General features: G+C 72.2%; 21 protein-coding genes. 13 read left to right on the top strand and 8 right to left on the bottom strand.

Going from position 1 to position 21,200, the window contains the following annotated elements; translation table 11 throughout:
- Positions 1-22 precede the first annotated feature (22 nt).
- The 4 genes from ACWEOH_RS00530 (at position 23) to ACWEOH_RS00515 (ending at position 4,445) form a co-directional block, all read left to right on the top strand.
- The gene (locus tag ACWEOH_RS00530) at positions 23-1,639 is read left to right on the top strand and encodes a M28 family peptidase (protein WP_452027303.1); all 1,617 of its coding nucleotides are present in this window, start codon (positions 23-25) and stop codon (positions 1,637-1,639) included.
- A 68-nt stretch (positions 1,640-1,707) separates the two neighbouring features.
- On the top strand, positions 1,708-2,475 hold the full coding sequence (locus ACWEOH_RS00525) for a fructosamine kinase family protein (protein ID WP_452027302.1): 768 nt from the start codon (positions 1,708-1,710) through the stop codon (positions 2,473-2,475).
- Positions 2,476-2,568: 93 nt separating this feature from the next.
- Positions 2,569-3,810, top strand: coding sequence for an LLM class flavin-dependent oxidoreductase (locus ACWEOH_RS00520; RefSeq protein ID WP_452027300.1), 1,242 nt, complete (start codon positions 2,569-2,571; stop codon positions 3,808-3,810).
- Positions 3,807-4,445 carry an FMN reductase gene (locus ACWEOH_RS00515; RefSeq protein WP_452027298.1) on the top strand — a complete coding sequence of 213 codons (639 nt, stop codon included), beginning with the start codon at positions 3,807-3,809 and terminating at the stop codon, positions 4,443-4,445. Before ACWEOH_RS00520 ends, ACWEOH_RS00515 begins: the two co-directional genes overlap by 4 nt.
- Here ACWEOH_RS00515 and ACWEOH_RS00510 read toward each other — a convergent pair.
- Positions 4,420-5,061 carry a DedA family protein gene (locus ACWEOH_RS00510; protein ID WP_452027296.1) on the bottom strand — a complete coding sequence of 214 codons (642 nt, stop codon included), beginning with the start codon at positions 5,059-5,061 and terminating at the stop codon, positions 4,420-4,422. The genes ACWEOH_RS00515 and ACWEOH_RS00510 overlap by 26 nt on opposite strands.
- Before the next feature lie 314 nt (positions 5,062-5,375).
- Between ACWEOH_RS00510 and ACWEOH_RS00505 the strand changes: the two genes are divergently transcribed.
- The gene (locus ACWEOH_RS00505) at positions 5,376-5,870 is read left to right on the top strand and encodes a hypothetical protein (RefSeq protein ID WP_452027295.1); all 495 of its coding nucleotides are present in this window, start codon (positions 5,376-5,378) and stop codon (positions 5,868-5,870) included.
- Positions 5,871-5,963: 93 nt separating this feature from the next.
- Here ACWEOH_RS00505 and ACWEOH_RS00500 read toward each other — a convergent pair whose 3' ends face one another.
- Positions 5,964-6,167 carry a dodecin family protein gene (locus ACWEOH_RS00500; RefSeq protein ID WP_452027293.1) on the bottom strand — a complete coding sequence of 68 codons (204 nt, stop codon included), beginning with the start codon at positions 6,165-6,167 and terminating at the stop codon, positions 5,964-5,966.
- Between the two features lie 201 nt (positions 6,168-6,368).
- Between ACWEOH_RS00500 and ACWEOH_RS00495 the strand changes: the two genes are divergently transcribed.
- On the top strand, positions 6,369-8,447 hold the full coding sequence (locus ACWEOH_RS00495) for a glycosyltransferase (RefSeq protein WP_452027291.1): 2,079 nt from the start codon (positions 6,369-6,371) through the stop codon (positions 8,445-8,447).
- Between the two features lie 12 nt (positions 8,448-8,459).
- Here the strand turns inward: ACWEOH_RS00495 and ACWEOH_RS00490 are convergent, their stop codons facing one another.
- The gene (locus ACWEOH_RS00490) at positions 8,460-8,651 is read right to left on the bottom strand and encodes a DUF5302 domain-containing protein (RefSeq protein WP_148731731.1); all 192 of its coding nucleotides are present in this window, start codon (positions 8,649-8,651) and stop codon (positions 8,460-8,462) included.
- Positions 8,652-8,996: 345 nt separating this feature from the next.
- Between ACWEOH_RS00490 and ACWEOH_RS00485 the strand changes: the two genes are divergently transcribed.
- Positions 8,997-11,279: a polyribonucleotide nucleotidyltransferase gene (locus tag ACWEOH_RS00485; protein WP_452027289.1), complete on the top strand. Its 2,283-nt coding sequence runs from the start codon at positions 8,997-8,999 to the stop codon at positions 11,277-11,279.
- 84 nt (positions 11,280-11,363) lie between these two features.
- Here the strand turns inward: ACWEOH_RS00485 and ACWEOH_RS00480 are convergent, their stop codons facing one another.
- Together ACWEOH_RS00480 and ACWEOH_RS00475 are read right to left on the bottom strand one after the other, a co-directional pair.
- Positions 11,364-12,254, bottom strand: coding sequence for an ATP-grasp domain-containing protein (locus ACWEOH_RS00480; RefSeq protein ID WP_452027287.1), 891 nt, complete (start codon positions 12,252-12,254; stop codon positions 11,364-11,366).
- Positions 12,255-12,259: 5 nt separating this feature from the next.
- Entirely contained in the window at positions 12,260-12,724 is a 465-nt protein-coding gene (locus ACWEOH_RS00475) for an Lrp/AsnC family transcriptional regulator (RefSeq protein WP_148731726.1), read from the bottom strand.
- Between the two features lie 166 nt (positions 12,725-12,890).
- Here ACWEOH_RS00475 and pdhA point away from each other — a divergent pair, with 166 nt between their 5' ends.
- The 4 genes from pdhA to ACWEOH_RS00455 are packed head-to-tail and all read left to right on the top strand — an operon-like array spanning position 12,891 to position 16,824.
- Positions 12,891-14,033 (top strand): pyruvate dehydrogenase (acetyl-transferring) E1 component subunit alpha, encoded by a 1,143-nt coding sequence (gene pdhA / locus ACWEOH_RS00470; RefSeq protein ID WP_452027285.1) that lies wholly within the window; start codon positions 12,891-12,893, stop codon positions 14,031-14,033.
- The gene (locus ACWEOH_RS00465; RefSeq protein ID WP_452027283.1) at positions 14,030-15,040 is read left to right on the top strand and encodes an alpha-ketoacid dehydrogenase subunit beta; all 1,011 of its coding nucleotides are present in this window, start codon (positions 14,030-14,032) and stop codon (positions 15,038-15,040) included. Before pdhA ends, ACWEOH_RS00465 begins: the two co-directional genes overlap by 4 nt.
- A gap of 5 nt (positions 15,041-15,045) precedes the next feature.
- The gene (locus ACWEOH_RS00460) at positions 15,046-16,488 is read left to right on the top strand and encodes a dihydrolipoamide acetyltransferase family protein (protein ID WP_452031797.1); all 1,443 of its coding nucleotides are present in this window, start codon (positions 15,046-15,048) and stop codon (positions 16,486-16,488) included.
- Between the two features lie 27 nt (positions 16,489-16,515).
- Entirely contained in the window at positions 16,516-16,824 is a 309-nt protein-coding gene (locus ACWEOH_RS00455; protein ID WP_452027281.1) for a 4a-hydroxytetrahydrobiopterin dehydratase, read from the top strand.
- Between the two features lie 16 nt (positions 16,825-16,840).
- Here ACWEOH_RS00455 and ACWEOH_RS00450 read toward each other — a convergent pair whose 3' ends face one another.
- Together ACWEOH_RS00450 and ACWEOH_RS00445 are read right to left on the bottom strand one after the other, a co-directional pair.
- Complete coding sequence (locus tag ACWEOH_RS00450; protein WP_452027279.1) at positions 16,841-17,323, bottom strand: GNAT family N-acetyltransferase; 483 nt, start codon at positions 17,321-17,323, stop codon at positions 16,841-16,843.
- Positions 17,302-17,961 carry a TetR/AcrR family transcriptional regulator gene (locus ACWEOH_RS00445; RefSeq protein ID WP_452027277.1) on the bottom strand — a complete coding sequence of 220 codons (660 nt, stop codon included), beginning with the start codon at positions 17,959-17,961 and terminating at the stop codon, positions 17,302-17,304. The genes ACWEOH_RS00450 and ACWEOH_RS00445 overlap by 22 nt, the downstream gene beginning before the upstream one ends.
- Positions 17,962-18,063: 102 nt before the next feature.
- Between ACWEOH_RS00445 and ACWEOH_RS00440 the strand changes: the two genes are divergently transcribed.
- Positions 18,064-19,671, top strand: coding sequence for a carboxyl transferase domain-containing protein (locus ACWEOH_RS00440; RefSeq protein WP_452027275.1), 1,608 nt, complete (start codon positions 18,064-18,066; stop codon positions 19,669-19,671).
- Between the two features lie 50 nt (positions 19,672-19,721).
- Here ACWEOH_RS00440 and ACWEOH_RS00435 read toward each other — a convergent pair whose 3' ends face one another.
- The gene (locus ACWEOH_RS00435; protein ID WP_452027273.1) at positions 19,722-20,447 is read right to left on the bottom strand and encodes an MBL fold metallo-hydrolase; all 726 of its coding nucleotides are present in this window, start codon (positions 20,445-20,447) and stop codon (positions 19,722-19,724) included.
- A gap of 107 nt (positions 20,448-20,554) precedes the next feature.
- On the opposite strand from ACWEOH_RS00435, the gene ACWEOH_RS00430 reads away from it, so the two are divergent.
- Positions 20,555-21,127: a TetR/AcrR family transcriptional regulator gene (locus tag ACWEOH_RS00430; protein ID WP_452027271.1), complete on the top strand. Its 573-nt coding sequence runs from the start codon at positions 20,555-20,557 to the stop codon at positions 21,125-21,127.
- The last annotated feature ends 73 nt before the right edge of the window (positions 21,128-21,200 follow it).

The following is a 21,200-nucleotide window of genomic DNA, read 5'->3' as shown; positions in this document are numbered from 1 at the left end:
CACTCGCACGGAAGGGAAGACGATGTACCCATCTGCACCACTTTCCAGGCGCGCCCGCACGCTCGCGATCGCGACGGCGGCGGCCTTCACCATCGCCCTCGTTCCGACCGGCGCCGCGCTCGCCGCCGCTCCCGCCCCCGCGGCGAAGTGCGACAACCGGAACAACAACACGGTGTCGAAGCTGCTCGAGTGCGTCGACGCCGACGGAGCACGCGAACACCTCGAGGCGCTCCAGGCGATCGCCGATGTGAACGGGGACACCCGGGCCGCGGGCACGGCGGGCTACGAGGCGAGCGTCGACTACGTGGTCGACACGCTCGAGGCCGCGGGATGGAACGTGACGATCGACGAGTTCGCCTTCACCTATGTCGGGCCGTCGACGCTCACCCAGCTGACCCCGATCAACGCGGAGTACCCGACCGGGCCGTTCACCGGCAGCGGGCCCGGGAACGTCACCGCCGCGGTCGTCCCCGTGGACATCCAGCTCGGCATCGGCAACACGAGCACGAGCGGATGCCAGGCGGCGGACTTCGCCGGCTTCCCGGCCGGGAGCATCGCGCTGATCCAGCGCGGCACCTGCCCCTTCGCCGACAAGGCGATCAACGCCGATGCGGCCGGTGCCGCCGGCGTGATCATCTTCAACCAGGGCAACGACGCGACCGATGCCCGCAACGGGCTCATCGTCGGCACGCTCGGCGGCTCCAACGTCGTCGACATCCCCGTCGTCGGCGCGAGCTACCAGCAGGGCGTCGCCCTCTCGCAGACCGGCTCGTCCGCGCACGTCTTCGTGCCTGCGCCCGAGTCGCGTCCGCAGAAGAACGTCATCGCCGAGAAGCCCGGCGTGAACGACGACAACGTGGTGATGGCGGGTGCGCACCTCGACAGCGTGCAGGCCGGGCCCGGCATCAACGACAACGGCAGCGGATCGGCCTCGCTGCTCGAGCTCGCCCAGAGCATCTCGAAGCTCGAGCCGCAGAACACCGTGCGCCTCGCGTGGTGGGGTGCCGAGGAGGCCGGCCTGATCGGCTCCGAGGAGTACGTCGCCGAGCTCAGCCAGGAGGAGCGCGACCGCATCGCCCTCTACCTCAACTTCGACATGGTGGCGTCGCCCAACCACATCTTCATGGTGTACGACGGCGACGAGTCCGGTTGGAACGCCCCGCAGGGCGTGCCGATCCCCGACGGCTCGGTGCAGATCGAGGACCTGTTCGAGAGCTACTACACGTCGGTCGGCCAGCCGTACGACGACGCGCAGTTCAGCGGCCGGAGCGACTACGACGCCTTCATCCGCGTGGGCATTCCGGCGGGTGGCCTCTTCACGGGCGCCGAGGTCGTCAAGACGGCCGAGCAGCAGGCGATCTGGGGCGGCGTCACCGGTGAGTCGTACGACCAGTGCTACCACCAGGCGTGCGACACGATCGACAACATCAACATGGCGGCGTTCGACGTCAACGTCGATGCGATCGCCCTCGCGGTGCTCGCGTACGCGTACTCGACGGAGTCCGTGAACGGCGTCGTCGGCGTTCCGGTGCCCGGCGGCCTGACCCTGCCGGCACCCGCCGGACCCGAGGGCGTCGTGAACGGCGACGCGGGCGGTCTCGAGCACGACCACGACCACGGTCCCACCGAGACCGACTGATCCACGGTCGAGATCCGCGGGGCCCGTCGCATGCGGCGGGCCCCGCGTTCGTGCGCCAGACTGTCCCGGTGCGAACGATCGTGAAGCGCCGGGCGGATGCCCCCGACGGCTTCTTCGAGGCGGAGGCGGCCGGCCTCGCGTGGCTCGCGGCGGCCGGCGGCGCCGGCACGGTCGGCGTCGCGGCAGTGTCACCGGGACGCATCGAGCTCGAGCGCGTCGAGGAGGCGCGTCCCGAACGCGCGGCGGCGGAGGCGTTCGGCGCGGCCCTCGCCCGCACGCACGCCGCCGGCGCCCGGGCGTTCGGCGCCCCGCCCGACGGGTGGGCCGGGCCCATGTTCATCGGCCGTCGCGCGCTCCCCGCGGCATCCGAGCGCACCTGGGGCGTGTTCTATGCGCGAGACCGCGTGCTGCCCTACCTCGGGATCGCCGAGGAGGTCGGCGACACGACGCCCGCCGAGGGTCGGCTCGTCCGCGAGGCGCTCGACGTCGTCGCCGCGGGCGCGTTCGACGACGACGAGCCGCCGGCCCGCCTGCACGGCGACCTCTGGAACGGCAACGTGCTCTGGTCGTCGCGCGGCGTGGTGCTCATCGACCCCGCGGCGCATGGCGGCCACCGCGAGACCGACCTCGCGATGCTCGCGCTCTTCGGCTGCCCGCACCTCGATGCCGTGTTCGCCGCGTACGACGCGGCGGCGCCCCTGCGGCAGGGCTGGCGCGACCGCGTCCCGCTTCATCAGCTCCATCCGCTCGCCGTGCATGCCGCCGGGCACGGCCGGGGCTACGGCATCGCGCTCGCGGATGCCGCGGAACGAGTGCTCGAGCTGGCGCGGACATGAGGGAGACGATGCGGGAATAGATTCGACGGGGCATCCGTTCGATACAATTGCATGCAAACGCATGGAGTAGCAGGAAGAGCCCAGGAGGGCGAGATGCAGTTCGGAATCTTCACGGTCAGCGACATCACGCAGGACCCCACGACCGGTCGTACCCCGACCGAGGCCGAGCGGATCCAGGCCACGCTGACGATCGCCAAGCACGCGGAGGAGGTCGGACTCGACGTCTTCGCGCTCGGTGAGCACCACAACCCGCCGTTCTGGTCGTCGTCGCCCACCACGACCCTCGCCTACATCGCCGGCCAGACGTCGACGTTGCAGCTGTCGACCGCGACCACGCTGATCACGACCAACGACCCGGTCAAGATCGCCGAGGACTACGCGATGCTGCAGCACGTGTCGGGCGGTCGCGCCGACCTCATGCTCGGCCGCGGCAACACCGGCCCCGTGTACCCGTGGTTCGGCAAGGACATCCGCCAGGGCCTGCCGATCACCCTCGAGTCATACGAGCTGCTGCACCGCCTCTGGCGCGAGGACGTCGTGGACTGGGAGGGCAAGTTCCGCACCCCGCTCCAGGGCTTCACGTCGACCCCGCGCCCCCTCGACGGCGTGCCGCCGTTCGTGTGGCACGGTTCCATCCGCAGCCCCGAGATCGCCGAGCAGGCCGCGTCCTACGGCGACGGCTTCTTCGCGAACCACATCTTCTGGCCGGCGTCGCACACGCAGCGCATGATCGCGCTGTACCGCCAGCGCTTCGAGCACCACGGCCACGGCACCGCCGCGCAGGCGATCGTCGGCCTCGGCGGCCAGGTGTTCATGCGCAAGAACTCGCAGGACGCCGTGCGCGACTTCCGTCCGTACTTCGACAACGCGCCGGTCTACGGCCACGGCCCCAGCCTCGAGGAGTTCAGCCAGCAGACGCCGCTCACCGTGGGCAGCCCGCAGGAGGTCATCGACCGCACCCTCGGCTTCCGCGACTACGTCGGCGACTACCAGCGCCAGCTGTGGCTCATCGACCACGCCGGGCTCCCGCTGAAGACCGTGCTCGAGCAGCTCGACCTGCTCGGCGGCGAGGTCGTGCCGGTGCTGCGCGAGGAGTTCGCCAAGGACCGTCCGGCCGACGTGCCCGACGCGCCCACGCACGCGTCGCTCGTGCGCGCGACGTACGGCGACGAGGCGCCCCGCCAGGCGACGCCGAACGCCAACCGCGGCGACAACCTGACCCTCGGCTCGCCCTACCAGGACGACGAGCAGGCCGCGCCCGCCGCGTCCTCGCCCTCGAACCAGCGCGGCTCGGCGTTCGGCCCCGCCGCCACCCGCAAGGAGGTCGTGCGATGAGCACGAAGAAGATCGTCGTCGTCTCGGCGGGGCTCTCGACCCCGAGCTCCACGCGCCAGCTGGCCGACCGACTCGCCGCCGACACGCTCGGCATCCTGCGCGAGCGGGGCGTCGACGTGGAGGTGCAGACGTTCGAGCTGCGCGACCTCGCGCACGACATCACCAACCACCTGCTCATGGGCTTCGCCCCGCCGAAGCTGCAGGAGGCGCTCGACGCCGTGGCGTCGGCCGACGGCCTCATCGCCGTCACGCCGATCTTCACGACGAGCTACGCGGGCCTGTTCAAGTCGTTCATCGACGTGATCGACCCGCAGGCGCTGACCGACCTCCCCGTGCTGATCGGGGCGACCGGCGGCACCCCGCGCCACTCGCTCGCGATCGACTACGCGATCCGGCCGCTGTTCACCTACCTGCACGCCATCCCGGTCACGACCGGCGTCTTCGCCGCGACGAGCGACTGGGGCGGCACCCGCGAGGCCGGCGACGGCGTGCGCTCGCTGCCCGACCGCGTGTTCCGCGGCGCGAGCGAGCTCGCCGACCTCGTCGAGCGCACCGACCGCTCCGAGCTCGTGAACGATCCGTTCGCGCTCGACCGGCCGATGGGCCACCTCATCGGCGGTCTCGCGGGGGAGTAGGGCCCGTGTCGCCATCGGGGCTCGGCGCCGTCCTGGCGTCGAGCCCCGCGACGACCCGGTCGACCGCGAGACCCAGCGCGATCGCGACCGGGATCGACACGGCCACCGCGACGAGCGGGGTGTCGCGGAACGCGGTCCCGACGATGGCGCCCACGCCGACGTTGTAGAGCGCCCACGCGATGCCCGCTGCGAGCGAGAGCGGCAGGTAGCGCCGCAGCGGCACCCGCCCGGCCCCCGCCGCGAGGTTCACCGCGATCCGCGCGAACGGCACGTACCGCGCCGTGAAGACGAGCACGGCCGTGCGCCGGTGCACCGTTGCCCGGGCGCGGGCGATCGCCGCCGCGGCGCGACCCTCGCGCTGCCAGCGCCACCGGTCCAGGCCGATGCGACGCCCGATGAGGTAGCACAGGCCGTCGCCGACGACCGCGCCCGCGGCCGCCGCGACCACGACGGCGAGCAGCGGCGGCGCTCCCTCGCTCGCCCACAGCGCGCCGAGGGCCACGACCGCGGTCTCGCTCGGGAGCACGACGAGGAACGCGTCGCCGACCACGAGCGCGAACAGCGCGGGCACGAGCCACGGCGAGGCCGCGAGACCGGCGACCCACGCAGCATCCACCCGGCCGTTCTACCGAGGGAACGTGAACGGCCGGCGACGGGACGGTGTCGTGCGTGCCGGATGTCTTCGAGGGCGACATCGACCCACGATCGGGCGGGTGTCCCACGATCGGGCGGGTGCCCCCAGATGGGGGGACATTTCATGAGGAAAGCTCATTCTCGCCTACCGGCGGTTGGAGAGGGCGCGTACCGTGACCATGGGGGCGCGGCCGATGGGCCGCGAACGCCGCGCGCAGTTCCGATCGAGCGGGCCACGGGGTCGCGACCCTATGCGGCCGAGCCGCCGGTTCGACAACCCGATCGGAAGGAACCTCCATGTCCATCCACCACCGCATTGCCACAGCGGCTGCCGCAGCCGTAGCCGCGGTCGCCCTCGTGCTCGTCGGCGCCGGACCCGCGGTCGCCGGCAATCCGCACTTCATCAAGAACGCGACGACTGCGTCGCTCGACGGGACCTCCCTGGTCGTCGACTTCAAGGAGGCCGGCCTCGAGTCAGGTTCGGTAGAGACCATCACGGTCACCGCCCACCTCGACGCGACCTTCTCGTGCGTCAATGGCGGCGGCAACGTGCCGAGCGACCCGAAGAAGACCACCGTCTCGGACGAGTTCTCGAACAGTGACGAGTTCACGGCCGGCAAGAACGGCAACGTCGTCGGCTCGCTGCCGCTCAGCCCGCCGGCCGCGGCATCCGTGCTCGACTGCCCGAACGGACAGAAGGCGACGCTGATCTCGGGTACCTGGTCTGACATCTCGATCGAAGACGAAACGAGCGGCGCGTTCCTCGCCATCCCCGGAAGCTTCAGCTTCTGATCGCACACCGAGTAACGAAGGACGGGGCGGGACGGCTGAGGCCCTCCCGCCCCCGTTCCGAGCCGACATTGTCGCCGACGCCGACCGCTGCCGTCACTCGAGCACGAAGCTGACCTCGAGGGTCACGGACCACGCCGTGATCTTCCCCTCGGAGGCCTCGACCTTCTGCTCCTTCACCCACGCGCCGCTGACATGGCGCAGGGTCTGCGCGGCCCTGGCGACGCCGACCGCGACGGCGTCCTCGAAGCTCGTCTCAGAGCGGACGGTGATGGTGGTGACCCTTGCGACGGATGACATGGTGTTCCTCCTCGAACGACCGGGTTTCCCTGGCCCCATCATGCGCCGTACGGGCGTCGACCGGGAGGGGTTGACCGCCGGATGCCGCGAGCCGACGCCCCGGCGACGAGCCGGCGAACGGCGCCCGACGAGTCGATGAATCCTCGGCGATCGGGCCCGTTCCGGGCACCCGTCGGCCGGCGACGCCCTCACGCTGGAGTCGTGAAGGTCGCCCTCCTCGCCGAATCGTTCCTCCCGCACATGAACGGCGTGACCCACTCGCTGCTCCAGGTGCTGCGGCACCTCGAGCGGCGCGGACACGAGGCCCTCGTCGTCGCCCCGCGCTCCGGGCCCATCGACCGTCCGCTGCATGGCGCGAGCACCGTGCTGCTGCCGTCGGTGCCGCTGCCGAGCTACCCCGACGTGCGCGTGACGCTCGCGACGACGCAGCGCCTGTCGGCCGTGCTGCGCGAGCACGGCGCCGACGTCATGCACCTCGCGTCCCCGTTCGTGCTCGGCTGGCGTGGGCTGGCCGCGGCCGAGCCGCTCGGCATCCCCTCGGTGGCCGTGTACCAGACCGACATCCCGGCCTATGCGGAGAAGTACGGCGTGCCCGGCGCCGCGCCCGCCCTCATGCGCCACCTGGGCCGCCTGCACCGCCGCGCGACCCTGACGCTCGCGCCCTCGTCGTCCGCCGTGGAGCGCCTCGCGTCGGCAGGCGTGGAGGACGACCGCGTCCGCATCTGGCGCCGCGGCGTCGACACCGAGCGATTCGCCCCCGGGCGCCGGAGCGAGCGCTGGCGTCGGGAGGTCGCGGCGCCCGGCGAGGTGATCGTGGGCTACGTCGGCCGCCTCGCTCCCGAGAAGCAGGTCGAGGACCTCCGGGCGATCACCGCGCTGCCGGGCGTGCGCCTCGTCGTCATCGGCGACGGGCCGTCACGTCCCGCCCTGGAGCGACTCCTGCCCGAGGCGCACTTCACGGGCTTCCTCGGCGGCGACGCGCTCGCCGAGGCGATGGCGAGCCTCGACGTGTTCGTGCACCCGGGGGAGCGCGAGACGTTCTGCCAGACCGTGCAGGAGGCGCTCGCGAGCGGCGTGCCCGTGGTCGCGACGGGCGCCGGCGGTCCGCTCGACCTCGTGCGGTCGAGCGTCGACGGCTGGCTGTACCGGCCGGGCGACCTCGTCGAGCTGCGCGAGCGTGTGCGCGACCTCGCGGGCGACGACGCCAAGCGGCGCGCGTTCGGCGTGCGGGCCCGGGAGGCCGTGCGCGGCCGCGGTTGGGACGTGCTCGGCGACGAGCTCATCGGCCACTACGAGGACGTCCGCGCCGCCGGCGTCGGCATCTCGCGGCGCCGCGGTGCTCGAGCGTGGGCTGCGGGCGCGGATGCCGCGGCGCCCGGGTTCGCCCCGGCTGCGACGGTCGCGCGACCCGCGCCGCCGGCGCGCTCCGACCGGGACGGCCACGACGCGGCATCCGCCCCGACGCCGCCGCGCTGGCGGCGCTTCGTCGCCGTCGGCGACTCGCTCACCGAGGGACTCTGCGACACCTCGCGCATGCCTGCAGGGGAGTACCGCGGCTGGGCCGACCGGCTCGCCCTCCTCCTGGCACTCGCGAGCCCCGCCGCCGAGTCGGTGCGGTACGCGAACCTCGCGGTGCGCAGCCGCAAGGTCGCCGACGCGGTCGACGTGCAGCTGCCGCTCGCCGTCGAGCAGGGCGCCGACCTGGTCAGCGTGCTCGTCGGCGCGAACGACCTCGTCGGTCGTCGAGCGGATGCCGCGGGGCTGGCCGATCGGCTCGGCGAGGCCGTCGCCGCCGTGCGCCGCGCCGGCGCCGACGTGCTGCTCGTCACCCCGTTCATGCCGCGGCGTCCGGCGTCGCGGCTCTTCGAGACGCGGTTCGCGACGTTCGCGGAGCGCCTCGCCGGGATCGCCGAGGGCGACGCGGGCGTGCTGCTCCTGGACGTGCGCGCGCACCCCGGCATCGTCGACCCCGCCATGTGCGCCGCCGATCGGGTGCACCTCAATTCAGCCGGGCACCGGGCGCTCGCCTACGAGGCAGCGCGGGTGCTCGGCGTGCCCGATGCCGCGGAGCTCGCGCGGCTCGAGCAGGCGGTGCACGACGACGGCGCGGCCGCCGATCGGCTCGTCGGCGACGGCGAGTGGCTCGCCCGGCACGCCGCGCCGTGGGTCATGCGTCGCCTCCGCGGTCGTACCGCCGGTGACGGCCTCGAGCCGAAGCGACCGACGCTCGAACCCGTCGACGCCGGGTCCCGTCGGAGTGGGGGCGTCGACGCGGGCTAGGGATATCGGCGCTCAGCCGCTCTTGCGGCGGAACTCCCGCTTGTGGTCGACGGGGCCGTGCGTGTGGTTCGCGCCCGAGGTGCCGTCGAGGTGGGACTCGCCCTCGCGCTGCTTCGAGGCCTTGTTCTTGCGATCGAGCGCCTCGCGGAACTTGCGCTTGGTCTCCTCGGAGGGTCCCGTGGTGCTCTGCTCGTCGGAAGTCATGTCCCCGAGTCTGGCACGGATGCCGCGAGGCACCGCTCTGCTAGGCTGGGACCGGTCGCCCGATGGGCCACCGCTGTCTGGGGTGCCGTGAATCGGCACCGCATCCGCTCGGATCCCGGCGGCACAACTGCACATCGAGCACCGTGCTCACTTCGAGCACACACGGAGCAGGCCGGCAGGAAGCTGGTCCCCTGTGGTGGATCACCAATCGCGATCGAGTGGTGGACTTCTACTGGTGGCCAGCGTGAGCACATCGCCTGATGCGTTTCGTAATGCCTGTTCCTGCTCCTGACGTATGAGTCGCGCCCACCACGGGGTGCGACGTAAAACAAAGGAGAAGACCTCTTGGAAGGTCCTGAGATCACGTTCGCCGAGACCGTCATCGACAACGGTCGCTTCGGCACCCGTACCATCCGATTCGAGACGGGCCGCCTCGCCCAGCAGGCGCAGGGCTCCGCGGTCGCCTACATCGACGAGGAGACCATGCTGCTGTCGGCGACCTCGGTCTCCAAGCAGCCGAAGGAGCACTTCGACTTCTTCCCGCTCACGATCGACGTCGAGGAGCGCATGTACGCCGCGGGCCGCATCCCCGGCTCGTTCTTCCGCCGTGAGGGCCGCCCGTCGACCGAGGCGATCCTGACCTGCCGCCTCATCGACCGCCCCCTGCGCCCCTCGTTCGTCGAGGGCCTCCGCAACGAGGTGCAGGTCGTCGTGACCGTGCTCGCGATCGAGCCCGACGAGCTCTACGACGTGCTCGCCATCAACGCCGCGTCCATGTCGACGCAGCTGAGCGGCCTGCCGTTCTCCGGCCCGATCGGCGGCGTGCGCGTCGCGCTCATCGACGGCCAGTGGGTCGCGTTCCCGAAGTTCTCGCAGCTCGAGGAGGCCGTGTTCAGCATGGTCGTCGCCGGCCGCGTGGTCACCGAGGCCGACGGCTCGCAGGACGTCGCGATCATGATGATCGAGGCCGAGGCCACCGACAACGCGTGGAACCTCATCCAGGCCGGTGCGGTCAAGCCCGACGAGACCGTCATCGCCGAGGGCATCGAGGCGTCGAAGCCGTTCATCAAGCAGCTCGTCGAGGCGCAGCAGCAGGTCGCGGCCACCGCGGCCAAGCCGACCGCCGACTACCCGACGTTCCCGCCCTACCAGCAGTCGACCTATGACGTGGTCGCCGCGGCTTCGTACGACGAGCTCAAGCGCATCTACCAGATCGCCGGCAAGGTCGAGCGCCAGGACGCCGACGACGAGCTGAAGGCCCGCGTCAAGGCCGAGGTGGCCGCCAAGGTCGAGAGCGGCGAGCTCCCCGAGTCCGCCAACGCCGAGGTGTCCGCCGCCTACAAGTCGGTCACGAAGCTGGTCGTCCGCTCGCGCGTGCTCGAGGAGGGCGTCCGCATCGACGGCCGCGGCCTCGCCGACATCCGCCCGCTCGACGCCGAGGTGCAGGTCGTGCCCCGCGTGCACGGCTCCGCCATCTTCCAGCGCGGCGAGACGCAGATCCTCGGCGTCACGACGCTGAACATGCTGAAGCTCGAGCAGCAGATCGACTCGCTGAGCCCGGTCACCAAGAAGCGCTACATGCACAACTACAACTTCCCGCCCTACTCGACCGGTGAGACCGGCCGCGTCGGGTCGCCGAAGCGTCGCGAGATCGGGCACGGCGCACTCGCCGAGCGCGCGCTCGTGCCGGTGCTGCCCACGCGCGACGAGTTCCCCTACGCGATCCGCCAGGTGTCCGAGGCGCTCGGCTCCAACGGCTCGACCTCGATGGGCTCGGTCTGCGCGTCGACGCTCTCGCTGCTCAACGCGGGCGTGCCGCTGCGCGCTCCCGTCGCCGGCATCGCGATGGGCCTCATCTCCGACACCGTGAACGGCGAGACCCGCTACGCGGCCCTCACCGACATCCTCGGCGCTGAGGACGCGCTCGGCGACATGGACTTCAAGGTCGCCGGCACGTCCGAGTTCGTCACCGCGATCCAGCTCGACACCAAGCTCGACGGCATCCCCGCCTCGGTGCTGGCCGGCGCGCTGACGCAGGCGAAGGACGCCCGCACCACGATCCTCGCGGTGCTCAACGCCGCGATCGACGGTCCCGACGAGATGGCCCCGACCGCGCCGCGCGTGATCAGCGTGCAGATCCCGGTCGACAAGATCGGCGAGCTGATCGGCCCGAAGGGCAAGACGATCAACGCGATCCAGGACGAGACCGGCGCCGAGATCTCCATCGAGGAGGACGGCACCGTCTACATCGGCGCGACCGACGGCCCGTCGGCCGAGGCCGCCCGCGCCCAGGTCAACGCGATCGCCAATCCGACCAACCCCGAGGTCGGCGAGCAGTTCCTCGGCACGGTCGTGAAGATCGCCGCCTTCGGCGCCTTCATCTCGCTGCTGCCCGGCAAGGACGGCCTGCTGCACATCTCCGAGGTGCGCAAGCTCGCCGGCGGCAAGCGGGTCGAGAACGTCGAGGACGTGCTGGGCGTCGGCCAGAAGATCCTCGTCGAGATCACCAAGATCGACGACCGCGGCAAGCTCTCGCTCGCCCCGGTGCTGGCCGAGGAGGCCGACACCGAGGGCCGCGAGGCCACCGGCGTGCACGCCGACGCCCCCGCTGAGGGCGCCGACGTCTAGTCCGTCACCGCACCACCGGATGCCCGTCCCGACTCGTTCGGGGCGGGCATCCGTCGTCTCACGGATGCCTCGTGCGGCGTCGCGTCACGCCGTGCCGAGCCGCGCGATGGTTGCGTCCGCGAGGCGCCCCGCGCTGCCCGGCGCGAGGCCGAGGTAGAGCATCGGCTCGATGAGCTCGAGCTCGAGCACCGCGAGGCGACCGCCGAAGCGCACGACGTCGAACCGCGCGTAGAGCAGGTCGAACGGGAGTCGATCGAGCATCGCCGAGACCGCCGCGACGTCGGCCGGGTCGGGGTCGACGCGCTCGACCGTGCCGCCGTAGATCCCGTGGGCGCGGAAGTCGCCCGCGGCCGGCCGCTTGCGCAGCGCATGGCTCGGCGCCCCGCCGAGGAACGCGAACGACAGCTCGCCCTCGCCGACGATCGCGTCCGCGAACGGCTGCACCATGACCTCCGTCGCGGGCGCCATGGCGCCGAGCGCGTCGGCGAGCCCCGCGGCATCCGTGCGCACGACGCCCGAGCCGCCGACCCCGATCGCGGGCTTCAGCACGAGCTCGTCCCAGCCCGCCTGGGACACGGCCGCCAGCAGGCGCGATGCCTCGGCCGCGGTGCCGCGCACGAGCGGCACGATGGGCACGCCGATCCGGTCGAGGTCGTCGAGGTAGTGCTTGTCGGCGTTCCAGTGCACGGCCGCGACCGGGTTGAGCAGCGTGCACCGCGACCGGGCGATCCCGCCGGTGACGTCGAGGAACTCGCCGAGGTGGTCGACGTAGTCCCACGTGCTGCGCAGCACTGCGACGTCGTAGGCGTCCCAGTCGACGTCTGGTCGTGACCAGGCCACGGGCTCGGCGTCGACGCCGCGCTCGTCGAACGCCTCGAGCAGACGGCGGTCGTCATCGAAGAGCGCCTCCACGTCGGGGATCTCCCAGTCGACGAAGCTCGGGAGCCGCTCGCACCGCAGCACCGCGACGCGCATGGACGTCAGCCCCGCTGGTCGAGGAGGGGGGCGAGCCGGTAGGGGATCAGCTCGCCCATCGCGAGGGAGGTCTCGGTGCGCTCGACGCCGTCGATCTCGAGGATGACGCCGTCGATGCGGAAGAGGTCGTGCGCGTCGCGGCACACCACCCGCACGAGCAGGTCGACCGTGCCCGAGAGCCCGTGCGCCTGGATCACCTCGGGGATGAGGGCGATCCGCTCGACCACCTCGGCGAGCTGCTTCTGCCGCACGTGCACCGAGATGAACGCCTCGAGCGGGTACCCGAGCGGCACCGGATCGATGCTCCGCTCGAAGGAGAGGAAGGCCCCGGATGCCTCGAGCCGGGCCATGCGCGCCTGCACCGTGTTGCGCGAGAGCGCGAGCCGGTCGGCGAGGGCCACGACGGTCGCCCTGGGGTCCGCCGCGAGGGCCGCGAGCAGTGCCCGGTCCACGGAGTCGTAGCCGTTCATATCGCCACACGATAGCACCGCAGAGTGGGGAGGTGCTTGGCAACATGCTCAACGCGTCCGGCGCAACTTGAGCGCAGTGACATATCGACGTACGCTCACGGTATCCGGCAGAGCCGCCGGGCGCGGGCACGCCCACAAGGCAGCCCGCCGAGAGCGAGGATCGACGATGACCCCATCCGACCGAGACGCAACCGGGCTCCTCACCCGACCCGACCACTTCGTGCAGCTCGTCACCCCTGCCGGCGAGCGCCGCACCGACGCGGAGTTCGACCCGTGGGTCGCCGACGTCGACACCGCCGCCCTCGGCCGGCTCTACCGCGACATGGCGATCGTGCGCCGCATCGACACCGAGGCCACCGCGCTGCAGCGCCAGGGCGAGCTGGGCCTCTGGCCGCCGCTCATGGGCCAGGAGGCCGCCCAGATCGGCTCCGCCCGCGCGCTGCGCGACGACGACTTCGTGTTCTCGAGCTACCGCGAGCACGCCGTGGCGTGGTGCCGCGGCGTGAGCGCCGCCGACCTGCTGCGCGTCTGGCGCGGGTCCGCGGCATCCGGCTGGAACCCCTACGACCACAACATGGCCGTGCCGCAGATCATCATCGGCGCGCAGGCCCTGCACGCCACCGGCTACGCCATGGGCGCCGCCTGGGAGGGCACCGACACCGCGACGATCGGGTACTTCGGCGACGGCGCCACGAGCGAGGGCGACGTGAACGAGGCGTTCATCTTCGCCGCGAGCTTCGACGCGCCCGTCGTGTTCTTCTGCCAGAACAACCAGTGGGCGATCTCCGAGCCCGTGGGCCTGCAGTCGAAGCAGCCGCTCGCGCGCCGCGCCGACGGGTTCGGCATGCCAGGCATCCGCGTCGACGGCAACGACGTGCTCGCGGTGCTCGCCGCGACCCGCATCGCGCTCGACCGCGCGCGCCGCGGCGAGGGCCCGACGCTCATCGAGGCCGTGACGTACCGCCTCGGCCCGCACACGACCGCCGACGACCCGAAGCGCTACCGCACCGAGGAGGAGCTCGCCGAGTGGGGCGCCCGCGACCCGCTCGCGCGCGTGCTCACGCTGCTCGCCTCGACGGGCTTCGACACCGAGGCGCTCGAGCGCGAGGTCGCCGAGGAGGCCGGCCGTGTCGCGGCGGAGCTCCGCGCGGCGATCACGACCATCCCCGACCCCGACGCCATGACGGTCTTCGACCACGTCTACGCCGAGCCCAACACGCACCTCGCGCGCCAGCGCGACCACTACGCCCGCTACCTCGCCATGTTCGACGAGGGCGCCGCGGCATCCGGCGAAGGAGCCGCACGATGACCACCCTCACCCTCGGCAAGGCCATCAACCAGGGCCTGCGCCGCTCCCTCGCTGGCGACGACAAGGTCGTGCTCATGGGCGAGGACATCGGCACGCTCGGCGGCGTGTTCCGCATCACCGACGGGCTGAAGGCCGAGTTCGGCGCGCACCGCGTGGTCGACACGCCCCTGTCCGAGGCGGGCATCATGGGCACCGCCGTCGGCCTCGCGTACCGCGGGTTCCGGCCCGTCGTCGAGATCCAGTTCGACGGCTTCGTCTACCCGGGCTTCGACCAGCTCGTCGCCCAGGTCGCGAAGCTGCACTACCGCTCGCGCGGCACGGTGCGGATGCCGCTGACGATCCGCATCCCGTTCGGCGGCGGCATCGGCGCGGCAGAGCACCACTCCGAGTCGCCCGAGGCGTACTTCGCGCACACCGCCGGCCTGCGGGTCGTGGCGTGCTCGAACCCCGCCGACGCGTACGTCATGATCCAGCAGGCGATCGCGAGCGACGACCCGGTCATCTTCCTCGAGCCGAAGCGGCGCTACCACGTGAAGGGCGAGGTCGACGAGACCGCGAGCCTGGCCGACGCCAAGCCCATGGGCGTCGCCTCGGTCGTGGCCGCCGGCTCCGACGTGACCCTCGTGACCTACGGCGCCCTCGTGCAGACCGCACGCGACGCGGCGATCGCCGCCGCGGAGGACGGGATCTCCATCGAGGTCATCGACCTGCGCTCGCTCGCGCCCGTCGACTACGCGACGGTCGAGGCATCCGTGCGCCGCACCGGCCGGCTCGTCGTCGCGCACGAGGCCGGCCAGCAGGGCGGCGTCGGCGCGGAGCTCGCCGCGAGCATCACCGAGCGCTGCTTCGAGTTCCTCGAGGCGGCGCCCGTGCGCGTAACCGGTCACGACATCCCGTACCCGCCCGCGAAGCTCGAGAAGCACCACCTGCCCGACCTCGACCGCATCCTCGACGGTGTGGACCGCGCGCTCGGTCGACCGAACTCGCTGAGCGGAGTGGAGGCGTGACCGGAATGATCAGGGAGTTCCCGCTTCCCGACCTCGGCGAGGGCCTCACCGAGTCCGAGATCGTGGCCTGGCGCGTCGCGGTCGGCGACCGTGTCGAGCTCAACCAGATCATCGCCGACGTCGAGACGGCGAAGGCCGTCGTCGAGCTGCCGTCGCCGTACTCGGGCGTCATCACGGCGCTGCACGCGGCCGAGGGCGAGACCGTGAACGTCGGCGAGCCGCTGTTCTCGTGCGACACGGGCGAGGGCGCCGGCGAGGGCGGTCCCACGGATGCCGCGACTGACGCCCAGGCGACCGCCGAGCCCGCGCCGGCGCCCGAGGCCGACGCAGCACCCGGTCCGAACCTGGTGGGCTACGGCGCCCGCGACGAGGGCGGGCCGAAGCGCCGCGCCCGACGCAGCGCGCTCGCGGCCGACCTCGTGCCGTCCGTCCCCGAGAACGGGGCGGCGACCGACCTCGACGCACCGCCCGCCGGTGGCGCCGGGGCGTCGGCGACGCCGCCGTCGACCGACCTCTCGACGGGTGCGCCCGAGCGTCCGCGCTCGACCCCGCCCGTGCGCAAGCTTGCGCGCGACCTCGGCATCGACCTCGCGACCCTGACCGGCACGGGGGAGCGCGGCCTCATCACGCGCGCCGATGTCGAGGCCGTGGCATCCGGCGCACCCGCGACCGCCGAGGCGACCGTCCCCTCCGCGGACGTCTCGGGCGGCGCTCCGGCAGCCCCGGTCGCCGCCGGTGCGGAACGACCCGCCGAGACGCGCATCCCGATCAAGGGCGTGCGCAAGCACACCGCCGCGGCCATGGTGCAGAGCGCGTTCACGGCCCCGCACGTGACGGAGTTCCTCACGGTCGACGTGACCGCGACCATGGAGCTCCTGCGCGGCATCCGCGACGACCGCGCGTTCGCCGGTCACAAGGTGACGCCGCTCACCGTGGTCGCGAAGGCCGTCTGCATCGCCGCGCGCCGCGCGCCCGAGGTGAACTCGCGGTGGGACGAGGGCGCGCAGGAGATCGTGCAGTACGGCGGCGTCAACCTCGGCATCGCTGCGGCGACCGGTCGCGGGCTCGTGGTGCCGAACATCAAGGGCGCCGAGCGGATGACGCTCATCGAGCTCGCCGACGCGATCTCCGCGCTCGCCGAGACCGCTCGCGCCGGGCGCACGCCGCCGGCCGACCTCTCGGGCGGCACGATCTCGATCACGAACATCGGCGTCTTCGGCATCGACGCGGGCACGCCGATCCTGAACCCGGGCGAGGCGGCCATCCTCGCCATGGGCGCCGTGCGCCGCCAGCCGTGGGAGCACCGCGGCGAGATCGCGCTGCGCGAGCTCATGACCCTGAGCCTCTCGTTCGACCACCGCCTGGTCGACGGCGAACAGGGGTCGCGGTTCCTCGCCGACATCGGCGCGATCCTCCGCGAGCCGGGGCTGGCGCTGACCATAGCGTGACGTCGCGATCGGCGGGAGGATGGGCGTATGGACGCACGCAGCATCCTCTCGCCGGCCGAGACTGACGCGACCCTCGCGGGCTCGGGGTTCCGCAACTCGCAGAGCCACCTCGTGGGCGCCTTCACCACGGCGGACTTCCGCAGCGCGGTGCAGTTCGTGGACGCGGTGGCCGACGTCGCCGAAGAGCTGAACCACCACCCCGACGTGCGGCTCGCCTGGGGCCACGTCGAGTTCGCACTGACGTCCCACGACGTGGGCGGGGTCACCCAGCGCGACGTGGCGCTCGCGCTGCGCATCCGGGCGATCGCCGACGAGCTCGGCGCGACGCCGAGCTGACGTCGCCGATCACCGCTCAGTCGAGGCGGTAGATCCGCTCCTCGACCTCGATGCCGCGCGCGTTCGCGAAGCTCAGCTCGGTGGCGACCTGCACGAAGCCCAGCTTCTCGACGATCGCGATCGAGCGCGCATTGTCGGCGGCGACGCGCACGCGCACCGGGCGGTCGTGTACGGCGTCGAGGAAGAGCCGCACTGCGCGGCTGCCGATGCCCTCGCCCCAGTGCGCCGGGTCGATCCAATAGGTCATCTCGGCCGTGCCCTCGTCGTACCAGCGGGCGACGCTGCCCACGACGGCGCCGTCGGCGCGCACCGTGCGCGCGTCGACCGAGGGGTCGGCGAGGAGTCGACGCCAGTGGGCGTCGAACGTCGCGCGGTCGGTCGGGTCGGGCGGCGTGAAGGCGGCCATCTGCACGGCCGCCTCGTCCTGCTCGAAGGTGAACAGTGCATCGAGATCCCCGTCGCGGGTCGCGCGCAGGGTCACGACATGAGGCTCGCCCATGTCATCTCCTCCAGGATGCCGCGGATGGTGCCGTCGGCGGGTCTGCGCCCAGGGATGCGGGCGCTGTGCGGAGTGGAGTTCAGGAGTCCGAAGGCGGCGTGTGCCCGGAACCTGAGCTCCGTCTCGGCCCGATCGGGCCGGAGTCGGGAGAGGGTGTCCACCCAGTGCTCGACGTAGCGCCGCTGGAGCGAGCGCACCTCGTGCCGCGCGCCACCGTCGAGCTGCTCGAGCTCGCGGTCCTGCACGACGATGACGTCGGCCTCGCCGAGGGCGAAGTCGACGTGGAAGCGGATGAGCGAGCGGAGGGCTGCGGCCGGATCCGGCGCGTCGCGGAGCACGCCCTCTGCGCCCTCGAGGAGCGATCGGCTCGCACCCTCGAGGATCGCCGCGAGCACGGCGGCCTTGCCCGGGAAGTGCCGGTAGACGGCAGGACCCGACACGCCGACGGCGGCGCCCAGGTCTTCGATCGTGACGCCCGCATAGCCGCGCTCGGCGAACAGCGTCGCGGCCGAGCTCAGGATCGCCGCGCGGCGATCGGCCTTGAGCCGCCCGCGCTCGGTGCGCGGCAGGCCGGTCGCCGGGGCGTCGGCCTGTGGGTCCGCGAGGGGGACCGCCGCGTCGTCGAGGGTGCTTGCCATGTCGGTGAGTGCTCGCTAACATCGGGAATCGAGTTAGTGAACACTAACCGAAATGGCGTGCCCGGCACAAGGGGGCACGCCGTCGACGAAGACGGGCAGGCCATGACGACCCTCACGACGGGCATCGACTCCTCGAGCGACGCGGCGCGGCGCAACGCCGCCGGCCATGCGGAACTCGTGCAGGAGCTGCGCGAGAAGCTCGCCACGGCCGCGCGCGGCGGGCCCGAGGCATCCCGGGAACGGCACGTCTCTCGTGGCAAGCTGCTGCCCCGCGACCGCGTCGACCGGCTGCTCGACGAGGGCAGCCCGTTCCTCGAGCTCTCTCCGCTCGCCGCCGACGGGCTGTACGACGGCGACTCGCCGGGCGCCGGCATCATCACGGGCGTGGGGCTCGTGCAGGGCAGGCCGGTCGTGGTCGTCTGCAACGACGCGACGGTGAAGGGCGGAACGTACTACCCGATGACCGTCAAGAAGCACCTGCGCGCGCAGGAGGTCGCCCGCGAGCACCGCCTGCCCTGCGTCTACCTCGTCGACTCGGGCGGCGCGTTCCTGCCCATGCAGGACGAGGTCTTCCCCGACCGCGACCACTTCGGCCGGATCTTCTACAACCAGGCGCAGCTCTCGTCGATGCGCATCCCGCAGCTCGCCGCGGTGCTCGGCTCGTGCACCGCGGGCGGCGCGTACGTGCCCGCGATGAGCGACGAGACCGTGATCGTGCGCAACCAGGGCACCATCTTCCTCGGCGGCCCGCCCCTCGTGAAGGCGGCGATCGGCGAGGTCGTCACGCCCGAGGAGCTCGGCGGCGGCGACCTGCACTCGCGCATCTCGGGCGTGACCGACCACCTGGCCGACGACGACGAGCACGCGCTCGAGCTCGTGCGCGACATGGTTGCGACCCTCCCGCAGCCGGCCGAACGTGCCTGGGCGGTGCGGGAGTCGCGTCCGCCCGCCGTCGACCCGGGCGACCTCCTCGCCGCCGTGCCCGTCGACGTGCAGCAGCCCTACGACGTGCACGAGGTCATCGCGCGGCTGGTCGACGCGAGCGAGTTCAACGAGTTCAAGCCCGAGTACGGCGACACGCTCGTCACGGGCTTCGCGCACATCGACGGCCACCCGGTCGGCATCATCGCGAACAACGGCGTGCTGTTCAGCGAGTCGGCCATGAAGGGCGCGCACTTCATCGAGCTGTGCGACCAGCGGGGCATCCCGCTCGTGTTCCTGCAGAACATCTCGGGCTTCATGGTCGGCCGCGACGCGGAGGCGGGCGGCATCGCGAAGCACGGCGCGAAGATGGTCACCGCGGTCGCCACGACCCGCGTCCCGAAGCTCACGGTCGTCATCGGCGGCTCCTTCGGCGCCGGCAACTACTCCATGTGCGGCCGGGCGTACTCGCCGCGGTTCCTGTGGATGTGGCCGAACGCCCGCATCTCGGTGATGGGCGGCGAGCAGGCGGCATCCGTGCTCTCGACCGTCAAGCGCGACCAGCTCGCGGTGCGAGGCGAAGCGTGGTCGGATGACGCGGAGCAGGCGTTCAAGGCGCCCATCCGCGAGCAGTACGAGCACCAGGGGAGCCCGTACCACTCGACGGCCCGGCTGTGGGACGACGGGATCATCGACCCCGCCGACACCCGCACCGTGCTCGGCCTGGCGTTGGAGCTCGCGAGCCGCACCCCGCTGCCCGAGCCCGCGTTCGGCCTGTTCCGGATGTGACGCGACCCGGCTGCGCAGCAGGTGAGGCGCGGCCCGTTGCGCGGCTTTGATCAGGCCGCCGGGTGGCCCGCCGCCTCGGTGACGCGCCGCACGGCCTCGTCGACTCCGTCGTTCCACGGCGTGCCGTGGCCGGGCAGCACCCACGTCGCCTCGAGGCCCGTGAGCCGCTGGAGCGATGAGATCGCGCCGGCCGGGTCGTCGGTGAACGGTGCCGGCTGGGGGCCGTGCGCGCCCGTGAGCACATGGCGCGTGGTGAGCGCGTCGCCGACGAACACTGCATCGACCGCGGGCACGTGGATGGCGATGCTCCCGGGGGAGTGGCCGGGCAGCCCGATGACCCGCGGCGAGCCCGGGAGGTCGAGCACGTCGCCGTCGCGCACGGTGACGACCTCGGCGACCGGGGTGGTGCGCAGACCGTTCTTGCGCATCGCGTACCAGAGGAACTTCGTAGTGGCGCCGAGCTTCAGGTGGCCCCATTCGGGCTTGGTCGAGACCTCGCCGCGGGCGCGCGCAGCATCCGCTTCGTGCACGAAGACCGGCACGCCGTGGTCGCGGCGGAGGCGCTCGGCGAAGCCGATGTGGTCGCTGTCGCCGTGCGTCAGCACGACGCCGCGCACGTCGTCGACCGAGCGGCCCATCGCGGCGAGCTCGGCGGTGAAGTCTGACCACTGCCCGGCGAGGCCTGCGTCGATGACGGTGACGCCCTCGGGCGTGTCGACGAGGTAGACGGCGACGATGTCGTTGCCGACGCGGTGGAGGTTGGGTCGGAGTTGCATCCTGATTCCTCGATCTGGGTGGCTGGGGTGGACGATAGCTATGTTACATAGCTATGATGGCTACGGTCAATAGCCGACACTGGAGAACGATGAACCGGGAGGACCACATGCCGACACCCGATCGCACGTCGCTCGCCGAGATCGTCGAGGCCGGGCGCGAGCTCCTCGAGCGCGACGGCCTCGACGGCCTCACGATGCAGGCGGTCGCCACTCGCGTGGGCGTGCGCGCGCCGTCGCTCTACAAGCGCGTGAGCAACCGCGACGCGCTCATCACGCTGGTGGCCGACGCCACGCTGCGCGAGCTCGGCGACTCGATCGATGCCGCGCCCGACGTTCGCGACGGCGATCCGCGCGAGCGGCTGCGGGCGATGGCACGTGCGGTCCGCGCATTCGCCCGGCGCCGCCCGGTGGCGTTCCGGCTGATCTTCGCGCCGGGCGCCGAACTGCGCCTCGATCCCGACTCGCTGGCGCGGTCGAGCGCGTCGGTCCTCGCGGTCTCGGCGGAACTGGCGGGCGATGAGCACGCGCTCGACGCCGCTCGAACGTTCACGGCCTGGGCCAACGGGTTCGTGAGCATGGAGCTCGCCGGCGCCTTCCGGCTCGGCGGCGACGTCGACCGCGCGTTCGACTTCGGCATCGAGCGCCTGGTCGACGCGGTCGCGGCGTCCGGCGCTCGCTGACCGCGGCGGCGCACGTGCGCGGCGGCGCGCTGCTTGCCATTTCAGTTAGCGATCACTAACCTAGTTTCGATTC

The sequence above is a fragment of the Agromyces sp. NPDC004153 genome (assembly GCF_053603635.1).
This window is presented reverse-complemented; position numbering and strand designations above follow the sequence as displayed.